Source organism: Acrocarpospora pleiomorpha (assembly GCF_009687885.1).
GTDB lineage: Bacteria > Actinomycetota > Actinomycetes > Streptosporangiales > Streptosporangiaceae > Acrocarpospora > Acrocarpospora pleiomorpha.
In genome coordinates this window covers 39,015-62,644 of record NZ_BLAF01000047.1, presented here as the reverse complement: position 1 = coordinate 62,644, position 23,630 = coordinate 39,015, and the positions used below count along the sequence as shown (strand labels likewise).

General features: G+C 71.4%; 20 protein-coding genes and 3 pseudogenes. 15 read left to right on the top strand and 8 right to left on the bottom strand.

The genetic code is table 11. The annotated features are described in order from the left end of the window. The first annotated feature begins 79 nt into the window (after positions 1-79). The 3 genes from Aple_RS34260 to Aple_RS34250 are packed head-to-tail and all read left to right on the top strand — an operon-like array spanning position 80 to position 2,097. Positions 80-748: a TetR/AcrR family transcriptional regulator gene (locus Aple_RS34260; protein WP_218038639.1), complete on the top strand. Its 669-nt coding sequence runs from the start codon at positions 80-82 to the stop codon at positions 746-748. Between the two features lie 42 nt (positions 749-790). After that, positions 791-1,378, top strand: a complete 588-nt coding sequence (locus Aple_RS34255; protein WP_174889916.1) for an ArsR/SmtB family transcription factor — start codon at positions 791-793, stop codon at positions 1,376-1,378. After that, positions 1,375-2,097: an SRPBCC family protein gene (locus tag Aple_RS34250; protein ID WP_155348876.1), complete on the top strand. Its 723-nt coding sequence runs from the start codon at positions 1,375-1,377 to the stop codon at positions 2,095-2,097. The genes Aple_RS34255 and Aple_RS34250 overlap by 4 nt, the downstream gene beginning before the upstream one ends. A 3-nt stretch (positions 2,098-2,100) precedes the next feature. On the opposite strand, the gene Aple_RS34245 is transcribed toward Aple_RS34250, so the two are convergent. After that, complete coding sequence (locus Aple_RS34245; protein ID WP_155348875.1) at positions 2,101-4,293, bottom strand: catalase; 2,193 nt, start codon at positions 4,291-4,293, stop codon at positions 2,101-2,103. A gap of 393 nt (positions 4,294-4,686) precedes the next feature. On the opposite strand from Aple_RS34245, the gene Aple_RS34240 reads away from it, so the two are divergent. The 4 genes and pseudogenes from Aple_RS34240 (at position 4,687) to Aple_RS34225 (ending at position 7,353) form a co-directional block, all read left to right on the top strand. Beyond that, positions 4,687-6,081 carry an SGNH/GDSL hydrolase family protein gene (locus Aple_RS34240; protein ID WP_246264975.1) on the top strand — a complete coding sequence of 465 codons (1,395 nt, stop codon included), beginning with the start codon at positions 4,687-4,689 and terminating at the stop codon, positions 6,079-6,081. A gap of 93 nt (positions 6,082-6,174) precedes the next feature. Beyond that, positions 6,175-6,386: pseudogene (locus tag Aple_RS53730) on the top strand (ATP-binding cassette domain-containing protein); the annotation flags it as partial. A 41-nt stretch (positions 6,387-6,427) separates the two neighbouring features. Further along, on the top strand, positions 6,428-6,739 hold the full coding sequence (locus tag Aple_RS53725) for an ATP-binding protein (protein ID WP_308805531.1): 312 nt from the start codon (positions 6,428-6,430) through the stop codon (positions 6,737-6,739). After that, positions 6,732-7,353, top strand: a pseudogene (locus Aple_RS34225) (response regulator). The gene Aple_RS53725 and the pseudogene Aple_RS34225 overlap by 8 nt, the downstream one beginning before the upstream one ends. Here the strand turns inward: Aple_RS34225 and Aple_RS34220 are convergent. The 3 genes and pseudogenes from Aple_RS34220 to Aple_RS34210 form a co-directional block, all read right to left on the bottom strand. After that, entirely contained in the window at positions 7,329-8,084 is a 756-nt protein-coding gene (locus Aple_RS34220) for an FtsX-like permease family protein (RefSeq protein WP_155348874.1), read from the bottom strand. The pseudogene Aple_RS34225 and the gene Aple_RS34220 sit on opposite strands and share 25 nt — an antisense overlap. 691 nt (positions 8,085-8,775) lie before the next feature. Then, positions 8,776-9,096, bottom strand: a pseudogene (locus tag Aple_RS56430) (FtsX-like permease family protein); the annotation flags it as partial. Positions 9,097-9,296: 200 nt separating this feature from the next. Further along, on the bottom strand, positions 9,297-10,043 hold the full coding sequence (locus Aple_RS34210; RefSeq protein ID WP_218038637.1) for an ABC transporter ATP-binding protein: 747 nt from the start codon (positions 10,041-10,043) through the stop codon (positions 9,297-9,299). 110 nt (positions 10,044-10,153) lie between these two features. On the opposite strand from Aple_RS34210, the gene Aple_RS34205 reads away from it, so the two are divergent. From Aple_RS34205 to Aple_RS34175, 7 genes are all read left to right on the top strand, one after another. After that, the gene (locus tag Aple_RS34205; protein WP_218038636.1) at positions 10,154-11,410 is read left to right on the top strand and encodes a sensor histidine kinase; all 1,257 of its coding nucleotides are present in this window, start codon (positions 10,154-10,156) and stop codon (positions 11,408-11,410) included. Then, positions 11,389-12,048: a response regulator transcription factor gene (locus Aple_RS34200; protein WP_155348872.1), complete on the top strand. Its 660-nt coding sequence runs from the start codon at positions 11,389-11,391 to the stop codon at positions 12,046-12,048. The genes Aple_RS34205 and Aple_RS34200 overlap by 22 nt, the downstream gene beginning before the upstream one ends. Before the next feature lie 74 nt (positions 12,049-12,122). Further along, positions 12,123-12,929, top strand: coding sequence for an SGNH/GDSL hydrolase family protein (locus tag Aple_RS34195; RefSeq protein WP_155348871.1), 807 nt, complete (start codon positions 12,123-12,125; stop codon positions 12,927-12,929). Between the two features lie 16 nt (positions 12,930-12,945). Further along, entirely contained in the window at positions 12,946-13,434 is a 489-nt protein-coding gene (locus tag Aple_RS34190; RefSeq protein WP_155348870.1) for a MarR family winged helix-turn-helix transcriptional regulator, read from the top strand. A gap of 74 nt (positions 13,435-13,508) precedes the next feature. Then, on the top strand, positions 13,509-14,966 hold the full coding sequence (locus Aple_RS34185) for an MFS transporter (protein WP_155348869.1): 1,458 nt from the start codon (positions 13,509-13,511) through the stop codon (positions 14,964-14,966). A gap of 76 nt (positions 14,967-15,042) precedes the next feature. Continuing rightward, the gene (locus Aple_RS34180) at positions 15,043-15,306 is read left to right on the top strand and encodes a MarR family winged helix-turn-helix transcriptional regulator (RefSeq protein ID WP_155348868.1); all 264 of its coding nucleotides are present in this window, start codon (positions 15,043-15,045) and stop codon (positions 15,304-15,306) included. Between the two features lie 67 nt (positions 15,307-15,373). Continuing rightward, the gene (locus Aple_RS34175; protein WP_170321790.1) at positions 15,374-19,069 is read left to right on the top strand and encodes a CHAT domain-containing protein; all 3,696 of its coding nucleotides are present in this window, start codon (positions 15,374-15,376) and stop codon (positions 19,067-19,069) included. Positions 19,070-19,074: 5 nt separating this feature from the next. Here Aple_RS34175 and Aple_RS34170 read toward each other — a convergent pair whose 3' ends face one another. Beyond that, positions 19,075-19,896, bottom strand: coding sequence for a helix-turn-helix transcriptional regulator (locus Aple_RS34170; protein WP_170321789.1), 822 nt, complete (start codon positions 19,894-19,896; stop codon positions 19,075-19,077). Between the two features lie 179 nt (positions 19,897-20,075). On the opposite strand from Aple_RS34170, the gene Aple_RS34165 reads away from it, so the two are divergent. Beyond that, positions 20,076-21,452: an aldehyde dehydrogenase family protein gene (locus Aple_RS34165; RefSeq protein ID WP_155348865.1), complete on the top strand. Its 1,377-nt coding sequence runs from the start codon at positions 20,076-20,078 to the stop codon at positions 21,450-21,452. A gap of 6 nt (positions 21,453-21,458) precedes the next feature. Here Aple_RS34165 and Aple_RS34160 read toward each other — a convergent pair whose 3' ends face one another. The 3 genes from Aple_RS34160 to Aple_RS34150 are packed head-to-tail and all read right to left on the bottom strand — an operon-like array spanning position 21,459 to position 23,537. Next, positions 21,459-22,730 (bottom strand): cytochrome P450, encoded by a 1,272-nt coding sequence (locus Aple_RS34160; protein WP_155348864.1) that lies wholly within the window; start codon positions 22,728-22,730, stop codon positions 21,459-21,461. 1 nt (position 22,731) lies between these two features. Further along, positions 22,732-22,932 (bottom strand): ferredoxin, encoded by a 201-nt coding sequence (locus tag Aple_RS34155; protein ID WP_155348863.1) that lies wholly within the window; start codon positions 22,930-22,932, stop codon positions 22,732-22,734. After that, entirely contained in the window at positions 22,929-23,537 is a 609-nt protein-coding gene (locus Aple_RS34150; protein WP_155348862.1) for a TetR family transcriptional regulator, read from the bottom strand. The genes Aple_RS34155 and Aple_RS34150 overlap by 4 nt, the downstream gene beginning before the upstream one ends. Between the last annotated feature and the right edge of the window lie 93 nt (positions 23,538-23,630).

The following is a 23,630-nucleotide window of genomic DNA, read 5'->3' as shown; positions in this document are numbered from 1 at the left end:
CTTCCGAGGAGGTGTTCCCGTCTCCTGGACGCTAGCAAGAAATCGGAACACCCCGTCCGTTTGCAGTAAAGTGAGAGATATGACCGCCGATGCTTCTCGGATGCCGAGCGCCGCGTTGCGCGTCGACGCGCAACGTAACCGCGACCGCATCGTCGAGGTCGCCCGCGAGACCTTCGCGGCGCTCGGGCTGGATGTGCCGATGCGCGCGATCGCGCGGCGCGCCGGCATCGGGCCCGCGACGCTCTACCGCCACTTCCCCACGAAGGAATCGCTGATCACCGAGGTGTTCGCCGAGCAGGTCGCGGCCTGCGTGTCGGCCGTCGACGACGCCCTCGCCGACCCGGACCCCTGGCGCGGATTCTGCGCGGTCATCGAGAAGGCGTGCGCCATGCAGGCCGTCGACAGGGGTTTCACCGCGGCGTTCCTGGGGGCGTTCCCCGACGCGATCGACTTCGGGCGGGAGCTCGACCACAACGTGCGCGGTTTCGCCGAGCTGACCCGGCGCGCCAAGGAGAGCGGGCAGCTGCGGGCCGACTTCACGCACGACGACCTCAAGCTTCTGATCATGGCCAACGGCGGCATCAGCGCCGCGTCCCCCGACGCGACCGCAGCCGCGTCCCGCCGCCTCGTGGCCCTGCTCCTCCAGTCCCTCCGCGCCCATCCGGTCGACCCGCCCGAACCCCTGCCCCCGCCCGCCGCCCTGAGCCTGCACCGCGCGGCGACGGCCGCGAGTCTGACCGGTGAATAGGGTTTTCTCGACAGGATAATTTGTCGGATGTAGCCTGCGGGTATGCAGGACATCGCCGTGATCGAGGACCCGGCTGCCGCCGAGGTGTCGCTGGCGCCCATCCGGGCGCGGCTGCTGGCCGAGTTGAGCGAGCCCGGGTCCGCGACCATGCTGGCCGCCAAGGTCGGGCTGCCTCGGCAGAAGGTCAACTATCACCTGAAGGCGCTGGAGGCGCATGGGCTCGTCGAGATGATCGAGGAGCGGCGGAAGGGCAATGTGCATGAGCGCATCATGCGGGCGACCGCGGCCTCCTACGTGATCTCGCCGACCGCGCTGGGGTCGCTGGAGCCGGATCCGGCCCGCTCGCCCGACCGGCTGTCGGCTAGCTGGCTGCTGGCCGTCGCGGCCCGGCTGGTCCGCGATGTCGGGGCGCTCATCACCGGCGCCGCCCGGGCGCGTAAGCGGGTCGCGACCTTCGCGATCGACGGCGAGGTGCGCTTCGCCTCGGCCGCCGACCGGGCGGCGTTCGCCGAGGAACTCGCGGGGGCCGTCGCGGCCCTGGTGTCCAAGTATCATGACGAATCCGCCGAGCACGGCCGCGATCACCGGATCGTCGTCGCCGTCCACCCGAGCGTGAAGGACGCCCGATGACGCACCCGTTCGAGGTGAGCCTGGAGATCGAGCTCGCCGCCACGCCCGAGCAGGTCTGGGAGGCGATCGCGACCGGTCCCGGCGTCGACTCCTGGTTCATGGGACGCACCCAGTTCGCCGGCGAGCGGGCCGAGTTCACGATGCTGGGCCACACCGAGCAGTCCACGATCACCGCCTACGAGCCGGGCAGCCGCTTCGCGACCCGGAGCGAGGAGGCCGCCGACGGCCGGTTCATGGCGATGGAGTACCTCATCGAGGGGCGTGGCGGCGGCACGACCGTGCTGCGGCTGGTGCACAGCGGCATGCTCGGCGACGACTGGGAGACCGAGTTCGAGGCGATGAAGGCCGGCTGGCCCATCTACCTGGAGACCCTCAGCCAGTATCTCGGGCACTTCGCGGGCCGCGTCCCGTCGGTCACCACGGTCTTCCGGCCCGGAGCGGGCGGCCCGGACGCCGTCTGGAAGGTCGTCACCGAGGCGCTGGGCGTCACGCCCGAGGTCGCCGGCGGCGAGGCCGTCCGGCTTCCTGACGGCTCCGCCGGGGTCGTCTTCTACGCGAACCTGCCCGTCAACCTGGGCGTGCGGACCGGCGGGGGCCTCTACCGGTTCATCCACTCCGGGACCGACCGCGGCGACGCCCTCGTGCTCGGCCACCAGAACTTCGCGGGCCGCGACGAGCAGGCCGCGTGGGACGCCTGGATGGCCGAGCGCTTCGGCTGACGGTCAGGCCGCCGGGAACCGGTCCCAGACGCGGTGCCGGGTGAGCAGTTCGGCCACCTCGCCCAGCACGGCGGCCGGGTCGGATCCGATGACGATCCCGGGAGCGTCGGTGGCGATGCCCGCCACGTCGAACGCGGTCGCCGCGTCGCCCCAGCCGCCCAGCGGTTTGGCATGCCGGTACGCCTCGTGCAGCATCAGCAGGATCCGCGGATCGATCACCATGGCGGCCTTGCCGTTGGCCGCCTTCGCGTCCCGGACACCCCGCGCGTCCTTGCCGGGACCGGGCGCGCCGGCCATCAGCAGAGCGTCGAACTCCACCGACCGGGCCCCCGCGAACGTCCGCTGCACCGGGACCGGATCGCCCCCGCCGGGGAGCACGCCTCCGCTGGCCGCGACGACCAGCGGCACCATGCCGGCCTCGAACACCTCCCGCCGCACCCGGCGTACGGCGTCGAGATCGTCGTCGCCGGTCACGATGCCGATCACCCGCCCCGCGTTCGGCCAGGTCCCGCCCATCTGGGACAGCGCCGGGCTGGCCGACACCGACGCGGGCTTGCCCGGATGCTCCGGCGTGGGCAGCCCGAGCCCTTCGGCCACCTGGGCGCTCAGCCGCGGATCGATCCCGGCCAGCACCCGCACCACGCGTTCCCTGATCGCCGGCTCGTAGACCTTGCTCAGCTCGAAGGTGTAGGCGGCGATCACGTGCTCCCGCTCCACCGGCGACAGGCTCAGCCAGAACATCCTCGGCTGGCTGAAATGATCGTCGAACGACGCCGGAGCCGCCCGCACCCGCGGCGCCGCGGCCACCTGAACCGGCGCCTCGACATACCCGCCCGCCGCCTGGAAAGGGCACCCGCCGTCCAGCGAGTTCGGCCGGTACGGCGCCACCCCCGCGTGCACGGCGCTCTGGTGCATGCCGTCCCGCAGCAGGTCGTTGACCTGGGCGTGGGTCCGGTTGATCGGCAGCTGCGCGAAGTTGGGCCCGCCCAGGCGGGTGATCTGGGTGTCCAGGTAGGAGAAGAGCCGCCCGGCCAGCAGCGGATCGTCGGTGACGTCGATCCCCGGCACCAGATGGCCGACGTGGAAGGCCACCTGCTCGGTCTCGGCGAAGAAGTTCACCGGGTTGGCGTTGAGGGTCAGCAGCCCGATCGGCTGGACCGGCGCCAGCTCCTCGGGGACGATCTTGGTCGGGTCCAGCAGGTCGATGCCCTCGAAGGTCTGCTCCGGCGTGTCGGGGAAGACCTGCACGCCGAACTCCCATTCCGGGAAGGCCCCCGCCTCGATCGCGTCGGCGAGGTCGCGGCGGTGGAAGTCCGGGTCCATGCCGTTGATCAGCTGCGCCTCCTCCCACACCAGCGAGTGCACGCCCGCCCTCGGCTTCCAGTGGAACTTGACCAGCGACGTCTCGCCGTCGGCGTTGACCAGGCGGAAGGTGTGCACCCCGAACCCCTCCATGGTCCGGAACGAGCGCGGGATGCCCCGGTCGGACATGTTCCACAGGGTGTGATGGGTCGCCTCGGTGTGCAGGGAGACGAAGTCCCAGAACGTGTCGTGCGCGCTGGCCGCCTGCGGGATCTCCCGGTCGGGCTGCGGTTTGGCGGCGTGGATCACGTCCGGGAACTTGATCGCGTCCTGGATGAAGAACACCGGGATGTTGTTGCCGACCAGGTCGAAGACGCCCTCGCTGGTGTAGAACTTGGTCGCGAAGCCGCGGGTGTCGCGCACGGTGTCGGCCGAGCCGCGCGAGCCCAGCACGGTGGAGAAGCGGACGAAGACCGGGGTCTCCTCGCCCTTGGCCAGGAACGCCGCTTTGGTGATGGCGGCGGCGTTGCCGTACCCGCGGAAGACGCCGTGCGCGGCGGCGCCGCGGGCGTGCACGACGCGCTCCGGGATGCGTTCGTGGTCGAAGTGGGTGATCTTCTCGCGCAGGTGGTGGTCGCGCAGGAGCACCGGGCCGCGCGGGCCCGCCTTGAGCGAATGGTCGGTGTCGGGCAGCCGCAGGCCCTGCGCGGTCGTCAGGTACGCGCCGCGCTGGGCCCGGAACTCGGCGGGCACGCCGGTGGCCTGCCCGGTCGGGCTGTAGGAGTCCGGGCCCCGCTGGTCGGGTTTGGGCGGCAGCGGCTCCCGCGGCTCCACAGGCTCCTCAACCTGGGGCGCTTCCCCACCCGGCCGGCCAGGAATGATCGGCTTCTTCATGACTCCTCTTCCGTTTATGGCTGGGAGTCACGAATGCCCATAAGTGTCGCTTTGAACCGGGGTGGGAGCGCTGCTACGCCGGAATTGGCCAGCCCATGCGAAGATCGCATCGTCCGATGAGCAGCGGGTGAACGTTTCACGGGACGGCGCGTCCGCGTCACGGTGGGCCTGACGAGGCTGTGCGTGGTGGCCGCCCCACGAGGGCCCGTGGGTGAGGCGCTTGGTGGTGGGGAGCCCATTGACCGGGTGATCCGGGCGTCGTACGTTGCCTCCGAAATATTTCCGAATAAGTTAGAAACTTTCGGGGCCGATCGTCGTCAGGAACAGAGTTGATGGAGGGTCAGCGATGAGCGCTTCACCTTTGCACTCCCCCGGGCGCCGTGGAGTCGGCCGGTGAGGCGGGCCCGGCCGTACCCGGCCGTGCTCGCCCAGCCGGCCGAACGGATGTCGCAGCTCGTCCGGGTCGTGATCGCCGCGGTCATCGCGGTGGCCGTCGTCGTGGCGGCGCCGGCCTTCAGCGCCCTGGGCGAGCAGGGCCGCGCGCAGGATCCGGCGCGGGTCTCGCCCAAGATGGCGGGGCACTGGGTCAACACCTGGGTGTCGATGCCCCAGCTGACCGAGCCTGGCAACATGCCCCCGGCGCCGTTCACGCAGGACAACCTGGTGCTCGCCGACGCCACGCTGCGGCAGACCGTGCACACCTCGGTCGGCGGGCAGCAGATGCGGCTGCGCTTCTCCAACGCCTTCGGAGGTACGGCGCTGCCCATCACCAAGGTGACCATCGCACTGCCGGCCGGAGGGCAGGCCGGGGTCAGCGCGGTCCTGCCGGCGACCATCCGCCCGGTCACGTTCAGCGGCCGGTCCTCGGTGGTCGTTCCGGTCGGCGCGCAGGTGGTCTCCGACCCGCTCAACTTCACCGTGGCCCCGCGCTCCAACCTCACCGTGACGACGTACCTGGCCCAGGGGCAGAACTCCAACAACATCACCTCGCATCCCGGGTCGAGGACCACGTCGTACCTGCTGGCGGGTGATCACGTCGGGGCGGCGGATCTGGCGGGGGCGACCCGTACCGACCACTGGTACTTCCTCAGCGGCGTGGAGGTGTGGTCGAAGAGCGCGACCGCGGCGGTCGCCATCGTGGGCGACTCGCTCACCGACGGGCGCGGCTCGACCACGAACATGAACGACCGCTGGCCGGACCAGCTGCTCGACCGCCTGCAGTCCCGCCACGACACGGCGAACGTGGCGGTGCTCAACCAGGCGGCCGGCGGCAACCGGGTCCTGAACGACGGGCTCGGGCCCAACGCGCTGGGCCGGCTGGACCGCGACGTGCTGGCGCAGAGCGGGGTCGACTGGCTGATCCTGTTCGAGGGCGTCAACGACATCGGCACGGCCGAGGCCTCCCAGGCCGCCCAGCAGCAGGTCGCCGCCGACCTGATCACGGCCTACGACCAGATGATCGTCCGGGCCCACGCCCACGGGATCCGGGTGTACGGCGCGACGCTGACGCCGTTCGGCGCCAACACCGCCTACGACGACGCGCAGGGATTCCGGGAGGCGGCCCGGCAGACGGTCAACGACTGGATCCGCACCAGCCGCAGGTTCGACGCCGTGATCGACCTCGACCGGGCCACGCGCGATCCCGCCAACCGCCGGCAGCTCCTCCCGGCCTACGACGTCGGCGACCACCTGCACCTGAACCCGACCGGCTACAAGGCGATCGCCGACGCCGTCCCGAGCCGGCTCTTCCACCGCGAACCGCTCCCCTGGGGCTTCGGCTTCGACTAGGCCGGGTCGTACGCCCGGATCATCCGATCGGATGATCCGGGCGTAGCGCGACGGGCGATGCCCGGCGGCCGCCTCGCCCGCGACGATCGGGGCATGCCCATCATCGAAGTCACCGGACTGCGCAAGTCCTACGGGGGCCGGCCCGTGGTCGACGATGTCTCCTTCGCGTCGAGGAGGGGGAGATCTTCGGCGTGCTCGGCCCGAACGGCGCGGGCAAGACCACCACGGTCGAGTGCGTCGAAGGGCTGCGGGCGCCCGACGCCGGGCGGGTCCGGGTGGCCGGGCTCGACCCGCTCGCCGGTCGGATTCGACGGGCGTACGGGCCGAGTTCACCGTCACCGGGATCGTGGAACCCCTGCACGAGGAGATCGAGGCCGCCCTGCTCCGCATCGCCCAGGAGGCGCTCGCCAACGCCGGCCGGCATGCCCACGCCACCAGGATCGGCGTCACCCTGTCCTACTTCGACGACGAGGTGAGCCTGGACGTCCGCGACGACGGCCGCGGCTTCGACCCGCCGTCCCTGCCCGCGCGCGGAGGTTTCGGGCTCGGCGGCATGCGCGCCAGGGCCGAGCGCGTGGCGGGCTCCGTCGAGATCGAGTCCGAGCCCGGCGGCGGCACCGCCGTCTCGGCCCGCGTACCGTTGGTCCGCCATGACTGAACCCCCCATCACCCTGCTGATCGTCGACGACCACCCGGTCGTGCGGCACGGCCTGCACGGCATCTTCGCCTCCGCCGCCGGCTTCGAGGTCCTCGCCGAGGCCGCCGACGGCGTCACCGCGGTCGCCCTGGCCGCGCGGCTCGACCCCGACGTGGTCCTGATGGACCTGCGCATGCCCGGCGGCGGGGTCGAGGCCATCAAAGAACTGTCGCACCGCAACCCCCGCTGCAAGGTGCTCGTGCTCACCACCTACGACACCGACTCCGACACCATCCCCGCGATCGAAGCCGGCGCCACCGGCTACCTCCTCAAGGACGCCCCCCGCGACGAACTGTTCACCGCCGTCCGCGCCGCCACCGCGGGCCGCACCGTCCTGTCCCCCGCCATCGCCGCCCGCCTGGTCTCCCGGGTACGCTCCCGCCCCCACCACCCTGACCGGCCGCGAACGCGAAATCCTGGTCGCCAAGGGCACCCCCAACCGCGAGGTCGCCGCCATCCTGTTCATCAGCGAAGCCACCGTCAAAAGCCACCTCACCCACATCTACGCCAAACTCGGCGTCAACGACCGCGCCGTCGCCGTCGCCACCGCCTACGACCGCGGCATCCTCGGCTGACGCCTGGACTGCCGGCCAAGCGTGTACGTCGCGGTGAGTGCCGCTGTGGTGGCGGCCGCCGCAAGGCAGGTGCCCGTCGCCGCGGCGGTCAGCGCCCATGGCATGACCGGAGAGATCGTGACGAAGTTCTCCGACAGGCCCGAAACCAGACTTCGTAAGGTGAGCAGCGCCACGGTGACGCCCAGGACAGCGCCGGCCAGGACTGCCGCTGCGGCCTCGTACGCCGCGAGTCGCACGATCTGGCCCCGGGTGGCCCCCGCCATCCGCAGCATGGCGAATTCCCTCCTGCGGTCCGCCGTGGTCATGACCAGGGTGTTCGCGAGGGCGATGAAGGTGTAGGCCAGCGACATGCCGCCGACGAGGGCCAGGAGCAGGTTGTTGCTGTCCCGGGCGGTGCCGTACAGGGCCTCGGCATAGTCCGCGGCATTCCCCGTACGGGCTCTGGTTCCGGCCGCAGCGACGGCGGCCCGTACCGCCGGGACGCCGGCGCCGCTGACGTACGCCACCTCGGTGCGGGCTCGCGGATCGTGGGCGCGCAGGAGGTCGCGGTCCAGCAGCACCGACGGGATCGGCAGGGCTTCCGAGGCTTGGCGCACGACGGCCACGACTTCGAGCCGCCGCGTCGTGCCGTCCGGGAATCGTACGGGGATGGCCTTGCCCATGGACATGGCGGGGTCCTCGCCCTCCTGCTGGGCGACGACCATGGTGTCCGGCCCGGGAGAGCCGGCCAAGGTCGCCCTGGGTGATGTTCACCGTGATCGCCCGGGGCCAGGTGCGCGCGTCTATTCCGATGGCGGCCCGCCGTTCGTCGCCGTCAGGCTGGGACAGGTAAACCTCTCCGCGGGATTGCGCGCTCACCGTCGCTCCGGTGATCGCCGCCGCGGCGTCCACCGCGGCTTCGGGCACGGAGCCGTCGCCTGGCGCGCGGTCCGCCGTCACGACCGCGTCCGCACGCACCAGCTGCCGGACATCGCCCAGCTGGGCGGCGCTCACCGTGCCCAGCGCGCCCGTCAGCGCCGCGGCCAGCCCGACGGTGACGAGAGCCGGGGCGGCAGTGGCCGCGGTGCGCCGGACCGCGGCCACGGCGTTCTCACGGGCCAGCATCCCCTCCGCGCCCCGGCCACGCGCAAGCGGGAGGAAGGCCATGCGCAGCAGCGGCGGGACGATGACGGGTGCCAGGAGCGCGACGGCGGTGATGAGGCACGCGGCGACGAGCGTGGTGTCGGTGAGCGCGCTGTCGGAGCTGGTGGACGGGGCGTCGGCCACCTGCCACAGGCCGATGGCCAGGAACCCGAGACCGCCGATCCAGCGGCTTCTCGTCATCGGCTTCCTGTCGATCGACGCCTCGCGCAGGGCCTCCAGCGGGCTGATCCTCCCGGCGCGCCGGCTCGCGGCCCACGCGCCGATCAGCGCCACCGCCAGCCCGAGACCGAAGGATGCGGCCTGCGGCCAGACGGCGTACGGGACGGGGAAGCCGCCTGCCACCAGCCCGCTCCGGTCGATCAGCCCGGTGAGCACGGGTGCGGTGATCGGCCCGAGCGCCGCGCCGAGCCCGGCGGCGAGCGCCCCCGTGACGAGGGCCTCGGCCATCACCGAGCGCCGCACCTGGCCGGGTGTCGCGCCGCTCAACCGCAGCAGCGCCAGCTCGCGCCGCCGAAGGGCCACGTTGAGCGCGAAGGTCGAGGCGACGACGAAGACCGAGACGAAGCACGCCACGGTCGTCGCCGTACCCAGTAGGACCATCACGACGGTCGCCCAGTACCGCGCGTCCTCGTCGGCCTCCGACGCCTGCGCGGCGGCGGCGACCACCAGCAGCGTGCCGGAGGTGAGGGCGCTGCCCAGCACGAGGGCGAGCGCGGTGCCGGCGAGGGTGGCGGCGCGCGAGCGTAGCCCCGGCAGCGGGTTCGCCGAGGTCGGGGCGATCATCCGGGTCTGGGTTCGCATCAGGCGTCTTCCAGGTGGGCGAGGCGGTTGGCTACGGTTTCGGGGGTGGGGTGGTACAGCTGACCGGCGATGCGGCCGTCGCACAGGAAGACCACGCGGTCCGCCCACGCCGCCACCACCGGATCGTGGGTGACCATGACGACGGTCTGGCCGTGCTCGTCGACCAGCTGCCGCAGCAGCCCCATGACCTGGTGAGAGCTCTTGGTGTCGAGGGCGCCGGTCGGCTCATCGGCGAAGAGCACGTCGGGTGAGGTGACCAGCGCCCGGGCGACGGCGACGCGCTGCTGCTGCCCACCGGACAGCTCGGCGGGCCGATGCCCGGCCCGCTCGGCCAGCCCCACGGCGGCCAGGGCCCCCTCCACCTGGGTGAGCGCCGGCCGTCGGTGGGCCAGCCGGAGCGGCAGCGAGACGTTCTGCGCGGCGGTGAGTGAGGGCATGAGGTTAAAGGCCTGGAAGACGAAGCCGGCACGGTCCCGGCGCAGCTTGGTCAGCGCCCGCTCGCTCAGTCCGCCCAGCGGCGCGCCGGCGAGCTCCACGGTGCCCGAATCCGGCCGGTCGAGCCCGGCCGCGCAGTGCAGCAGCGTGGACTTGCCGGAGCCGGACGGGCCCATCACCGCGGTGAAGCTGCCGCGGGGAAGATCGAGGGTGACGCCGTCGAGGGCGATCACGGTCTGCTGGCCCACCCGGTATTCCTTGCGCAGGTCGCGCAGGCGCAGGGCGGTCGCGGTGTCGGGGATAGCGGTCATGCCTTCACGATGGGCGCCGGCGGGGAACCCGGTCATTGGTGCTGGAGTGAGGGGGAAGGTAGAGATTTCTCTACCGCCGCGGCGGCGCGGCGCGAGTTAGGTTCGGTCGCATGGACGTCAGCCCTGGTAACGCCTGGGAGGCGATGAGCCAGCCCCCGCTGCGGCTGCTCCGCTCGTCGTGGCCCTGGCGCTCGTTCGGCTACGCGATGTCCGGGGCGCTCATCGGCGCCCTCCTCCTGGGGGTGCTGACGCTGGTGGTGGTCGCCGTGACGACCACGGCGCCGTACTTGATCGTCATGCTTGTGCTGTTCTTCGTGTATGTGAGCCGGCCGGTGGCCAGGTTCGAGCGGCGCAGGTTGCGCCTGGTGGACTTCGAACCGGCCCAGGCCGACTACCGCCGCGCGGACGCGGACTCGCTCACCGCCCGGCTCGCCGCGCGGTTCACCGACCCGGCGACCTGGCGCGAGCTTGCCTACGCGGTGCTGTTCGGCTCGGCTCTGTGGGGCGTGGACCTCGTGGCGGGGCTCATCCTGGCGGGGCTGCCGGTGCTGTGCCTGACCTCCGTGGTGTGGGTGTGGTTCACGGACGAGACGTGGCTGCTCGCGCTGCTGCTCTTCCCGGTCGGCGTCGTCCTGCTGGGCGCGGGCGGGCTCATGACCTGCGCGTACGCCGGCGCCAGGACAACGATCACGCGGGCCCTTATCGCTCCCCAGCCGAGCGGGCTGCAGCGCCGCGTCCAGGAGCTGACCAGCTCCCGCGCCCGGCTCGTCGCGGCCTTCGAAGCCGAGCGCCGCCGCATCGAACGTGACCTGCACGACGGGGCGCAGCAGCGGATCACCGCCCTCACCATGTCACTGGGCCTCGCCCAGCTCGACCTGCCCACCGGCAGCCCGGCCGCCGCCCAGGTCGCCAAGGCGCAGGAGCTGGCCGGCCTCGCCATGACCGAGATCCGGGGACTGATCCACGGCATCCACCCCCAGGTGCTCACCGACCGGGGCCTGGCCGCCGCCGTGGAGGATCTGGCCGCACGCTCCCCGATCCCCGTCGACGTGGACATCTGCCTGCCAGGAAGGCTCCCCCAGCCGGTGGAGACCGCCGCGTACTTCGTGGTGAGCGAGGCGCTGGCGAACGTCGTCAAACACAGCAACGCCTCCCGTGGCTCCCTGCGCGCACGGCACGAGGCGGGAGTTCTCACCCTGCGGGTCCGCGACGACGGGACGGGCGGCGCCGACCTGGCCGCCGGCACCGGGCTGACCGGACTCGCCGACCGCATCGCCGTACTGGAAGGGACACTGGAACTCTTCAGCCCGCCCGGCGGACCCACCGCGCTCACCGTGGAGATCCCATGCGCCTCGACCGGCCCCTGACCGTCGTCCTCGCCGAGGACGACGCCCTACTGCGCGAGGGCCTGGTCACCCTGCTCGAACGCTTCGGCCACCGGGTGGCCGCGGCGGTCCGCGACGCCCCCGCGCTGCGGGCGGCCGTGCGCGATCTCACTCCCGACGCCCTGGTCACCGATGTACGGATGCCGCCGGACATGACCGACGATGGGCTGCGCGCCGCCGTCGAACTCCGCGCCGAGCACCCCGGACTGCCCGTGCTCGTGCTCAGCCAGTACGTGCAGCACACCTACGCCGCCGAGCTGCTCAACTCCGGCGACGGACTAGCGGTCGGCTACCTGCTCAAGGACCGCGTCGGAAACGCCCGCGAGTTCGCCGAGGCGCTGGTCCGGGTCGCCGGCGGCGGCACGGTCGTCGATCCGGAGGTCGTACGGCAACTGCTGCGCCGTCGCGAGAACCCGCTTCAACGCCTCACCCAGCGCGAACGCGAGGTGCTCGAACTGATGGCCCAGGGTAAGACCAACGCCGCCATCTCCCGCGGCCTCTTCGTCACCGAAGCCGCGGTGGCCAAGCACATCGGCAGCATCTTCCTCAAACTCGACCTCACGCCGGGCGGCGACGACCACCGCCGCGTGCTCGCCGTCCTGGCCTACCTCCGTGCGTGACCCCGCCTATAGTCAAGGAAGTGATTAGTCATATAATTGACTATCAGGCGACCTCGCGGGAAGGCGGATGGCACATGTCCGACGATGTGTACCTGCGTTATGTCGCCCTGGGCGACAGCCAGACCGAGGGGCTCGGAGACGGCGACGACATCAGGGGCCTGCGTGGATGGGCGGATCGGCTCGCCGAGCAGCTCGCAGTGCGCAACCCTGGGCTTCGCTACGCCAATCTGGCCGTACGGGGGCGAGTGGCTGCCGAAGTTCACGGCGAGCAGTTGGGCCCCGCTCTCGCTTTACGTCCTGATCTGGCCACCGTCGTCGCGGGGGTCAACGATCTGCTCCGGCGCAGGTTCGACGCCGATGAGGTGGGGGGCCATCTGGAGGCGATGTTCGGCGCGCTCACCGCCCAGGGTGCTCGCGTGGCCACTGTCACCTTTCCCGACATCGCGAGGATCACTCCGATCGCCCGCCCGATCAGCTCCCGCGTCATCGCCCTCAACCAGCGCATCCGCGCCGCGGCCGGCCGTCACGGGGTCGCCGTCGCCGAAACCTCTCACTACCCGGTCGTCACCGACCCGCGACTGTGGACTCTGGACCGCCTTCACGCCAGTCCTCTCGGGCACCAGCGAATCGCGGCGGCCGTCGCCCACGCGCTGCAGCTCCCCGGCAGCGACGACTCCTGGACCCACCCCCTGCCTCCACCGGAGGCCACCCCGACCGGCTGGCACAGTGCGGCCGTCGAACTGCGCTGGATCGCTAACTTCCTCGGCCCTTGGCTTGCCAGACGCCTGCGAGGTCGTTCCTCGGGTGACGGCCGCACCGCCAAACGCCCTCACCTGCTCCCCATGACCGGTGTGCTTGTAGATAATCCGGAACGGGACTAGTTGGTATGCTGGTGGCATGATCGCTATGGCGCCCGCTCGTACTGAGCCGGATTTGTCGTTTTTGCTGGATCACACCAGTCATGTGCTGCGGACGCGGATGGCGGTGGCGCTTGCTGAGATCGGGCTGACGGCGCGGATGCACTGTGTGCTGGTTCATGCGCTGGAGGAGGAGCGGACGCAGATCCAGCTTGCCGAGTTGGGGGACATGGACAAGACCACGATGGTGGTCACTGTTGACGCCTTGGAGGAGGCGGGGCTTGCTGAGCGGCGGCCGTCCAGTGCGGATCGGCGGGCCCGGATCATCGCGGTCACCGAGAAGGGGGCCGAGGTGGCGAGGCGGAGCCAGGAGATCGTCGATGGGGTGCATCGGGCGGTTCTGGAGGCGTTGCCTGAAGGTGAGGGGGAGGTGCTCTTGCGGGCTATGAGTCGCCTGGTGGAGGGGTATCTGGCCACTCCCGCTGAGGCGCCGCAGGCGGCGCGGAGGGCGCGTCAGCGGACGAAATAGATCCGCAAGGGATCGTCCATTACGGAACTATCTGCTACGGTCGCTTCTGTTCCCTCTTGAACAGGAGACGGCTAATGGCGCGACCTTTCCCTCGACTGAACCGATCACGGTGGCCGGCGCTCGCCGTGTTGTCCGCCACGATGCTGATGACGGTGGTGGACGGCAGCATCGTGACCGTGGCGCTGCCGGCCATCCAGCGGGATCTGGGCTTTTCGCCGGCGGGGCTCAGCTGGACCGTCAACGCGTACCTGATCGCGTTCGGCGGGCTGTTGTTGCTGGCCGGTCGGCTGGGCGATCTCATCGGGCGCAAGGCCATGTTCCTGGCGGGGAACGCGGTGTTCACGGCGGCGTCGGTGCTGGCGGGGGCGGCCAGCGGGCCGGGCATGCTGATCGCCGCCCGGTTCCTGCAGGGGGTCGGCAGCGCGATGGCCTCCGCGGTCGTGCTGGGCATCCTGGTGACGCTGTTCACCGAGACCCGGGAGCGCGCCATGGCGATCGGCGTCTTCAGTTCCACCGGCGCCGCCGGAGCCTCGATCGGCCAGGTGCTGGGCGGGGTCCTCACCGACGCGCTCAACTGGCACTGGATCTTCTTCATCAACCTGCCCATCGGGCTGGCCACCATCGCGCTGGCGATCAAGGCGCTGCCGGGCGAGCGCGGGATCGGGCTCGCCGCCGGGGCCGATGTCACCGGCGCGGTGCTGGTCACCAGCGGGTTGATGCTGGGCATCTACACCGTGGTCAAGATCGAGCAGTACGGCTGGCTCGCGGCGCACACCCTCGGACTCGGCGCCCTCGCGCTCGCCCTGCTGGCCGCGTTCGTCGCCCGGCAGGCGACCGCCAAGACCCCGCTGATGCCCCTGCGGATCCTCCGCCCGCGCAACGTCTGGGGCGCCAACCTGGCCCAAATCCTGACGCTGTCGGCCATGTTCGCCTTCCAGATCATCGTCGCGCTCTACATGCAGAAGGTCCTCGGCTACGGCGCGCTCGACACCGGCCTGGCGATGCTTCCCGCGGCGGCGGCCATCGGCGGGGTGTCCCTGTTCGTCTCCGCCCGGCTCAACACCCGCTTCGGGGCGCGCGCCGTCCTGCTGGCGGGGCTGGCGCTCCTGCTCGGGGCGATGGGCTGGCTCATCCGCGTCCCGGTGTACGCCGCCTATGTCACCGACCTGCTCCCGGTGATGCTGCTCATCGCGGGCGGCGGCCTGGTGCTCCCGGCGCTGACCACGCTCGGCATGTCCGGCGCGAAGGCCGACGACGCGGGGCTCGCCTCCGGGCTGTTCAACACCACCCAGCAGATCGGCATGGCGGCCGGAGTCGCGGTGCTGTCCACGCTGGCGGCCTCGCGTACCGCAGGGCTGCTGTCCGGCGGGGCGAGCGAGGCGGCCGCGCTGACCGGCGGTTACCGCCTGGCCTTCACCATCGCCGCCGCCCTGCTCGTGGCCGCGCTCACGGTCACGTTCCTCGTGCTGCGCCAGCCCGAACCGCGCACCGCCCGGGCCGTGCCCGTGTCCCGCCCGTACGAGAAAGCCTGACAAGGATCAAGACGGTCTCAAGGTCGCCGACAATGTCGGCATCCGGGAGGCCACCCTCACCCATCACCTCAACGGCATGGAGAAGGCAGGCCTGGTCACCAGACGCCGCGACCCGGCCAACCGGTGGGTCCACCAGCTCACCCTCACCGAGGACGGCGAGGCCGCGTTCCACCGCATGCGCGCCGCCGCGATGGCCTTCGACGAACGACTCCGCTCGGGCATCCCAGAAGCCGAGATCGACGCGATGACCGAAACCCTCCAGCGCCTGGCCATCAACGCTGCTCGCGAATCGAGGCCCCTTCGGAGGCCAGGGGGTGCGGCCACTGCGCATGGATGGTGAAACGTCCTCTTCTTCGTCGGCGATTCATGGTCGTGAACGACGTCGAGATGACTTCGCGGAAGGCCGCGTGACCGAGCGCGATCGTCTCCTCGCGGAGGTCGAGGGCTGGCTCGGCCGGGTGGCCGCCGAGCGTGACATGGCCCTGGTGCTCCACCCCGACGCGCTCGCCGCCGGCGGTGCGTTGGCCGACGCGATGGGCGGGAACGACCCGGACGCGTGGCTCGTGCTCGGGTGGTTGCACTGGTACCGCTTCCAGTCCCTGCCCCCGGAAGAGGGCCAGGACGACTTCACGCTCGCGATCGACATGTTCGCCGAGTGCTTCGTCGCGGCGGCGGGCCAGATCCAGCTTCCGGAGATCGTGTTGCCGCTGCTCGCGCGCAGAGCCGCGCGACCGGCCGCCGAGCTGCTCGAACGGGCGATGCACTCGGCGGACGCCCGGTTCCTGTCGGCGGTCGTGATGTTGTGGGAGCGCATCGTGGAGACGGCCGCGCCCGACGACTCCGGCCGTACCTACGGGCTCGCCAATCTCAGCGGCGCCCTCGCGATCCGCGCGAGCCTCACCCGCTCTGTCCAGGATCTCGACCGGGCGATAGCCGTACTGGAAGAGGCCATCGCCCTGACGCCGCCCGAGCACGAGGACCAGCTCGGATTCCTGAACAACATCTCCAGCATGCGGATGGCGCGGCTGAATCTCACCGAGTCCGACCCGGACCTGAACTCCGCCATCGCCACGCTCCGCGACGTCGTCGAGGCGACGCCCGCGAACGATCCCGACCGGGTCATGTACCTCTACAATCTGGGCAATTCCCTGCGCAAGCGCTTCAACAGGTTCGGCGACCTCGCCGACCTGGACGCCTCGCTCCAGGCGCTTGAGACCGCCAGGTCCACCGTCGATCCCGCCGACCCGAACCGCGCGCGCTACCTCGCCGGCCTCGGCGACACCCTGCTGGCCAGGTTCGAGCGGATCGGCGACGAGGCGGACCTGGATCGGGGCATCCTGGTCGTCGAGGAGGCCGTCGCGGCCACCCCGCCCGATCACCCCGACCACACCGACCGCCTCGCCGCGCTGGCGAACGCGGCGCACCTGCGCCACACGCGCTTCGGCTCGCCCCGCGACCTCGACACCGCGCTGGCCCTGTTCCAGCGGATCGTGCAGATCCTCTCCACCGGCGACCCCGACTGGGCGCGTCACCACGCCAACCTCGGCGCCGTACACATGATCAGATTCGAACTGTACGGGGATCCCGACGACATGCGACAAGGGATCGAGTCCATGCAGGTCGCCATCTCGGCCGCTCCCGAGGAAAGCCAGGACCGGGCCGAATGGTCGTCCAACCTGGGAGCGGCGCTGCGCGCCCGGTTCGAGCGCACCGGCGAGCTCGCCGACCTGGACACGGCCATCCAGGTCGGCCGGGAAGCGGTCGCCGCCACGGCGGAGGACTTCGGCGAACGCGCCATCCGCATGTCCAACCTCGCCGGTTCGTACGCGGCCAGGTCCCGGCGGACGGGCGCACCCGCCGACCTGGACCTGGCGATCGAACTCGAGCACGCCGTGCTGGAGGCCGTCCCCGATGGGCATTTCTACCTGCCCATGTTCGCCTCCAACCTCGGCTACAGCCTGTGGGAGCGATTCATCCGCGCCAGGTCGGAGGCCGATCTGGAGGAGTCCATCGCCGCCTGCAGGACAGCCGTAACGGCCGTCCCCGCGGGCCATCCGCAGCTGCCGATGTTCCTGAACAATCTGGCGCTCCCGCTGCGCTCCAAGGCCGAGCTCACCGGTGCCGCGCCCGACATCGAGGCCGCCGTCGACATCTGCCGTACGGCGGTCGAGGCGACCTCACCCGAGGACCCGAGCAGATCGATGCGGCTGTCCAACCTCGCCAACGCGCTGCACCTGCGCTTCGCGCGGACCGGCGACCTCGCCGACCTGGACGCATCGATCGAGGCCGGTCAGGCCTCGCTGGACGTGCTCCCGCCGGACCACCCCAGCCGGGCCGAGCGGCTGAGCAACCACAGCGTCTCCCTGCGCAGCCGGTTCGAACGATCCGGCGACCCCGCCGACCTCGACGCCCTGATCACCGTCCTCGAAGAAGCCGCGTCCCAGGAGAGCGCCGCCCCTTCGGTGCGCATCAACGCCGCCAGGGTCGCCGCCCAGTTCCTGGACGACGCGCCCGCGCGGGCCGCCGACCTGCTGGAACAGGCCATCCTGCTGTTGCCGGAGGTGACGCCACGCCGGATCGGCCGCGGCGACCGGCAGCGCGCCCTGACCGGCCTGTCGGGGATCGCCGGGGGTGCGGCCGCGCTCGTGCTGGCCGGGCGAGGGCCGAGCCGGGAAGCCCGAGCACTGCGGCTGCTGGAAGCCGGGCGCGCGGTCCTGCTCAGCCAGAGCCTGGCCACCCGGGGAGACCTGTCCGAGCTCCGCGACCGGCATCCCGCCCTGGCCGGCCGTTTCACCGAGCTGCGCGACCTGCTGGACGCGAGCCCCGAGGACGGGGGTCTGGTCCCGCCGAGGTTCGGCCGGCCCGACGACGCGACGGCGGACCGGCACCGGCTGGCGCAGGAGTTCGCCAGGCTGCTGGAGACGATCAGGGAGCGGGACGGGTTCGCCTCGTTCGGGCTGCCGCCCAGTGTCGAGGAACTCCTCGCCGAAGCTGTCCACGGCCCGGTCGTGGTGTTCAGCGTCAGCGGTCACCGCTGCGACGCGCTCCTGCTCACCCGGGACGGCATCACCACGCTGCCCCTCCCCGGCCTGACTCTCGACACCCTGGCCGAACATATCCAGATATTTCACAATGCGCTGTTCCGGACGAGCGACCCGCACGCGACGGTGACGGAGCGCCTGGCCGCGCAGGGGACGCTACGGGAGATCCTCGGCTGGCTGTGGGACAACGCGACCGGCCCTGTTCTCGACGCCCTCGGCTTCCATGGCGCGCCCGCAGGCGACCTCTGGCCCCGCGTCTGGTGGTCCCCCGGCGGCGCGCTCGGCCTGCTGCCCCTCCACGCCTCCGGTCATCACGACGAACAAGGCCGAAGCGTCCTGGACCGGGTCGTCTCCTCTTACACCCCCACCATCGGCGCCCTGCGCCATGCCCGCCAGCGGATCAGCCGGCCGGGCGGACCCGAACGGGCGCTGATCGTCGCCATGCCCACCACTCCAGGCCTGCGCAACCGCGGCCGCCTCCCCCACGCCGCCACCGAAGCCGCCCGCGTCGCCGCCCGCATCCCCGGCTCCATCCAGCTCACCGAACCCCACCCCCTCTTCGACACCGCCGCCCCCGGCCCGCTCCCCACCAAAGCCAACGTCCTGGCACACCTGCCCACCTTCACCGTCGCCCACTTCGCCTGCCACGGCGCCAGCGACCCCGCCGACCCGTCCCGCAGCCTGCTGTTCCTGCACGACCACGCCGACGACCCGCTGACGATCGCCGGTCTGGCTCCGATCGACCTGGACCACGCCCGGCTGGCCTACCTCTCGGCCTGCCACACGGCCATGACCGCCGGCACCGAGCTGCTCGACGAGGCCATCCACCTGACCTCGGCCTTCCAGCTGGCCGGATTCCCCCACGTCATCGGCACCCAGTGGCAGATCAACGACGCCGTCGCCGCCGAACTCGCCGACAACTTCTACACCCATCTCACCGCGACAGGGGCACCTGACTACTCCCGCGCCGCCCACGCCCTGCACCACGCCGTACGCGCCCTGCGGGCCCGTTTCCCCCAGTCACCATCCCTGTGGGGCGCCTACCTCCACGCCGGAGCCTGACCTGGTCAGCCGATGACGGACAGCAGTTGGAGTTTTTCGTGGCTCTCGGTGCCCGGTGAGGCGGTGTAGACGACCAGGAGCTGGGACTGGTCGGGGTCGAGCAGGGTCTGGCAGTGCAGTTCGAGCAGTCCGAGTTGCGGGTGCTGGACGCGTTTGGGCGGGCAGTACGGTCCCGTGACCGGGTGTTCGCCCCAGACCTGGGCGAATTCGGGGCTCTTGGCGAGCAGGGCGTCGACGATCGCCGCCGCGCGGGAGTCCTTGCCGTCACGGGTGTAGACGCGGTGCAGGTTCGCCGCGATCAGCCTGGTGTGCGCCGGGTGATCGTCGGCGGGGTAGACCAGCCGGGCGGCCGGGTCGGTGAACCATCGGTAGTGCAGGCTGCGCGCCAGTCCGGTGTGCGCGCTCTCGTCGCCGATCAGCGCCGCCGACAGCCGGGTCTGCTTCAGCGTCTCCCCCAGGTAGGTCACGATCTGGGCGGCGGCGTCCTCGAGTCCGTCGAAGACGCGCATCATCCCGGGGTTGATGTGGTCCGTGCGCAGGGCCCGGCGCGGGGTGGCGTAGCCGGCGAGGCGGAACATGTGGTCGCGTTCCTCAAGGGAGAGGCGCAGGCCGCGGGCGAGCGAGGCGAGCATCTGCTCCGACGGATGCGGCCCGCGTACCTGTTCCAGCCTGCTGTAGTAGTCGATCGACATGTCGGACAGCACGGCGACCTCCTCGCGGCGCAGCCCGCTCGTACGCCGCCGCCTGCCGCGCGGGAGCCCCACGTCCTCGGGTTGCAGCGCCTCCCGGCGGGTCCGCAGGAAGTCGGCGAGCCGAGCCCGGTCCACTTTCCGTTCTCCTCTCGTGCGGCCGCCTTCACAATAAATCCCCTGGCCAGGTCCAGTGTCACGCCGACGGCCCGGCCGGATCCATGCACTGCCGATGCCGTGATCCAGGTCACAGCGGGTCGATCCACGGATCAGGAGTACATGGATCCGGCCGTACGGGCATTGCCACGATCGGTCCCATGAGCACATCAACGCTGAACACGATCGACGTGGTGAACCCGGCGACCGGCGAGATCGTCGCCCGGGTGCCGTCGGGCACCGCCGCCGACGTCGACCGGGCCGTCGCCGCCGCGACGGCCGCCCTCCCCCACTGGGCCGCGACCGGCGTCGAGGAACGCGCCGCGGTCGTCCGCCGGATCTCCGAGGGCCTGCAGAACCGGGCCGAGGAGATCGCCACCACGATCACCGCCGAGATGGGCGCGCCGATCACCCTCTCCCGCCACGCGCAGGCCGTCTTTCCGGTCGAGGTGGCCGCCTCCATCGCGGCGCTCGCCGCCGATTTCCCCTGGACCGAGCAGATCGGCAACTCCCTGGTCGTACGCGAGCCGATCGGCGTCGTCGGCGCCATCACGCCGTGGAACTTCCCCCTGCAGCAGATCGTCTCAAAGCTGGCGCCCGCTCTGCTGGCGGGCAACACCATGGTCCTCAAGCCGTCGGAGATCGCGCCCTTGACGGCGGGGATCCTGGCCGAGGTCGCCGCCGAGGCGGGACTGCCCGCGGGCGTCTTCAACGTCGTCCACGGGACGGGACCGGTCGTCGGCGAGGCGATCGCGGCACACCCCGGTATCGACATGGTGTCCTTCACCGGCTCCACCAGGGTGGGCAAGAGGATCTCGGCCGTCGCGGCGGAGACCGTCAAGCGGGTCGCGCTGGAGCTGGGCGGCAAATCCGCCAATGTGATCCTCGACGACGCCGACCTCGCCCAGGCCGTACCGCTCGGGGTGGCCATGGCATTCACCAACGGCGGCCAGGTGTGCGGCGCCTGGCCGCGGATGCTCGTGCCCGCGTCGCGGCACGACGAGATCGTCGAACTGGCCGTGGCGGCCGCAGCCGGGTACACCGTCGGCGACCCGGCCGACGAGGCCACCCGCATCGGGCCCATGGCCTCGGAGGCGCAGCGCCGCCGGGTCGACGGCTACATCGAGCGGGGCATCGCCGACGGCGCCACCCTCGCGTTCGGCGGGCCCGGCAGGCCCGACGGGCTGCCCACGGGCGCGTACGCCCGGCCCACGATCTTCGCCAACGTCGCCCCGGACGCCGTGATCGCCCAGGAGGAGATCTTCGGCCCCGTCCTGACGATCATCCCGTACGACGGCGACGACCAGGCCGTCGAGATCGCCAACAACACGACGTACGGCCTCACCGGCGCCGTGTTCGGCGGCGAGGAACGCGCGCTCGCGATCGCCCGGCGGCTGCGCACGGGCCAGGTCGACATCAACGGCGCCCCATGGAACCCGCTCGCCCCGTTCGGCGGCTACAAGCAGTCCGGCAACGGCCGGGAGTTCGGCCGCTACGGCCTCGAGGAGTTCCTCGAGACCAAGTCCATCCAGCGCTGACCTGAGTCAGCCGATCCGGAGCGGAAGCGTGCGCGGGCCGCGGACCTGACCGGAGGCCCAGGTCACCGCGGCCGGGTCGGCGAGGCTGAAGTCCGGGACCCGCTCCAGCCAGACCTCCAAGGCGACCCGCAGCTCCATCCGCGCCAGATGCGAGCCCACGCAGCGGTGGATGCCCAGCCCGAACGCGGCGTGCCGGTTGACCTCGCGGTCGATGACGACCTCGCCCGCCCGGTCGAACTGCGCCGGGTCGCGGTTGGCCGCCGGGAACGACAGCAGGATCCAGTCGTCGGCCTTCATGTCCACGCCGTTCCAGCTCATGTCCTCCTTGACCAGCCTGGCCATCGTCACGGGTGCGTACGCCCGGAGGAGTTCCTCCATCGCGGTCGGCAGCAGGCCGGGGTCGGCGACCAGGCGCTCGCGGTCGGCCGGAGTCTTCGCCAGGTGCCACAGCGACGCGCCGATCGCGCTCCAGGTGGTGTCGATGCCGGCGATGAGCAGCAGCGCCATCGTGCCCGCCACGTGGGACGACTGGAGCTTCTGCCCGCCGAACTCGACGTTGATCAGGTAGGTGGTGAGGTCGTCGCGCGGATTCTCGACGTGGTCGTGGATCTGCGCGAGCAGGTAGTCGAACAGGTTGTCCATCCGGGCGAGGCGTTCGTCCGGCGGGAGGTTGACGCCTTCGAGCACGCCCTCGATGAAGGCGCGGAAGCGCGGCCCGTCCTCGGGCGGGAAGCCGAGCATGTCGGCGATGACCCGCATCGGGATGTGCTGCGCGTAGTCGTGGGCGGCGTCGACGACGTCCGCCCCCTCCAGCGCGTCGATGAGGGAGTGGCAGAACGCCCTGGTCGCGGCCTCCCGCCTGGCCACCGCGTTCTTGGTGAACGCCGGGAGCAGGAGCTTGCGCGCGTGGTGATGGAACGGCGGGTCAGAGGAGATCGGCGGCGAGCCGCCGATCGGGGCCAGCTCGGGGGGCGGCCGGAAGTTGCCCATGATGATCGCCCGGGACGAGAACCGCTCGGTGTCGTACGCGATGGACGCGACGTCCTCGTAGCGGGTCGGCAGCCACCCGCCGCCGAAGCGCTCGGTGCGCGCGATCGGGCAGCGCTCCCGCAGCTCGTCCTGGATGGCGTACGGGTCGGCCGCCCACTCGGCCTCCGTGTGGGAGAAGTCGGTCGCCCAGTCCGAGACCGGGCCGGTGACGATCTCGTTGCGGGCGCCGACGGGCCGGTCCGCCCGCATCTCCTGGAAGTCCCGGCTGAATCGGTCGTCGACGGTCATGTCAGGCCTCCCGCAGGATCTCGATCGCTCGTTCCGGACAGTTCGACGCCGCCAGCTCGGTGACGCGCTCGTGGTCCTCCGGCACCGTGCCGTCGCCGGTGACCAGCCCGTATCCTTCGTCGTCCGCGCCGAACAGGTCAGGGGCGAGGTCGTAGCAGCGGCCGTGCCCCTGGCAACGCTCGGAGTCGATCTTCACTTTCACCGCGGTGTTCCCTTCGGTGCGGCGGGGGCGAGCGCGGTGGCCAGCCGGGTGAGCAGGGCGGTCCACTCCGCGTCGTCCACCGCGTGCAAATCGGGCGTGATCAGCGCGCTGCCCATCGCGAGCAGCAGGCAGAAGTGCGCGAGCGCGTCCGGCGACAGGGCGGGGTCGAGCTCGCCCTCGGCCTGGCCGAGGCGGACGAGCTCGGCGAGCCAGTCGGCGCGCTCGCCGACGTAGGCGCGGGTCGGCCCGGCGACGTCCGTGTCCCGGCGGGCCGCGACCAGCGCCTCCACGATGAGGAAGCGGCTGGGGTCGCGGCGGCGGGGCAGCCAGCGGCCGATGGCGAGGAGCAGATCCGTGATCGAGCGATCCGGGTCGTCGGCGAACAGGCCGGCCAGCAGCCGCCGCCCGTGCACGCGCAGCGCGGCCACCAGCAGCTCGGCCTTCGACCCGTAGTGCGCGTACAGCGCGCCGTTGCTGACCCCCGCGGCCGCGGCGATGTCGGCGACCCGGGTGCCGTCGTAGCCGCGCTCGGCGAACACCTCGGCCGCCGCGCGCAGCAGCCGCTCGCGCGTCTCGGCGGCGGTGACGCCCGCGATCCGGCCCATGGACAAATTAAAAAAGCGTTCATTTGATATGTCAATGACCGGGGAAACAGGGTCGAAACCGGGCGGCTATTCGGCGGCAACAGCGCGGTTGTT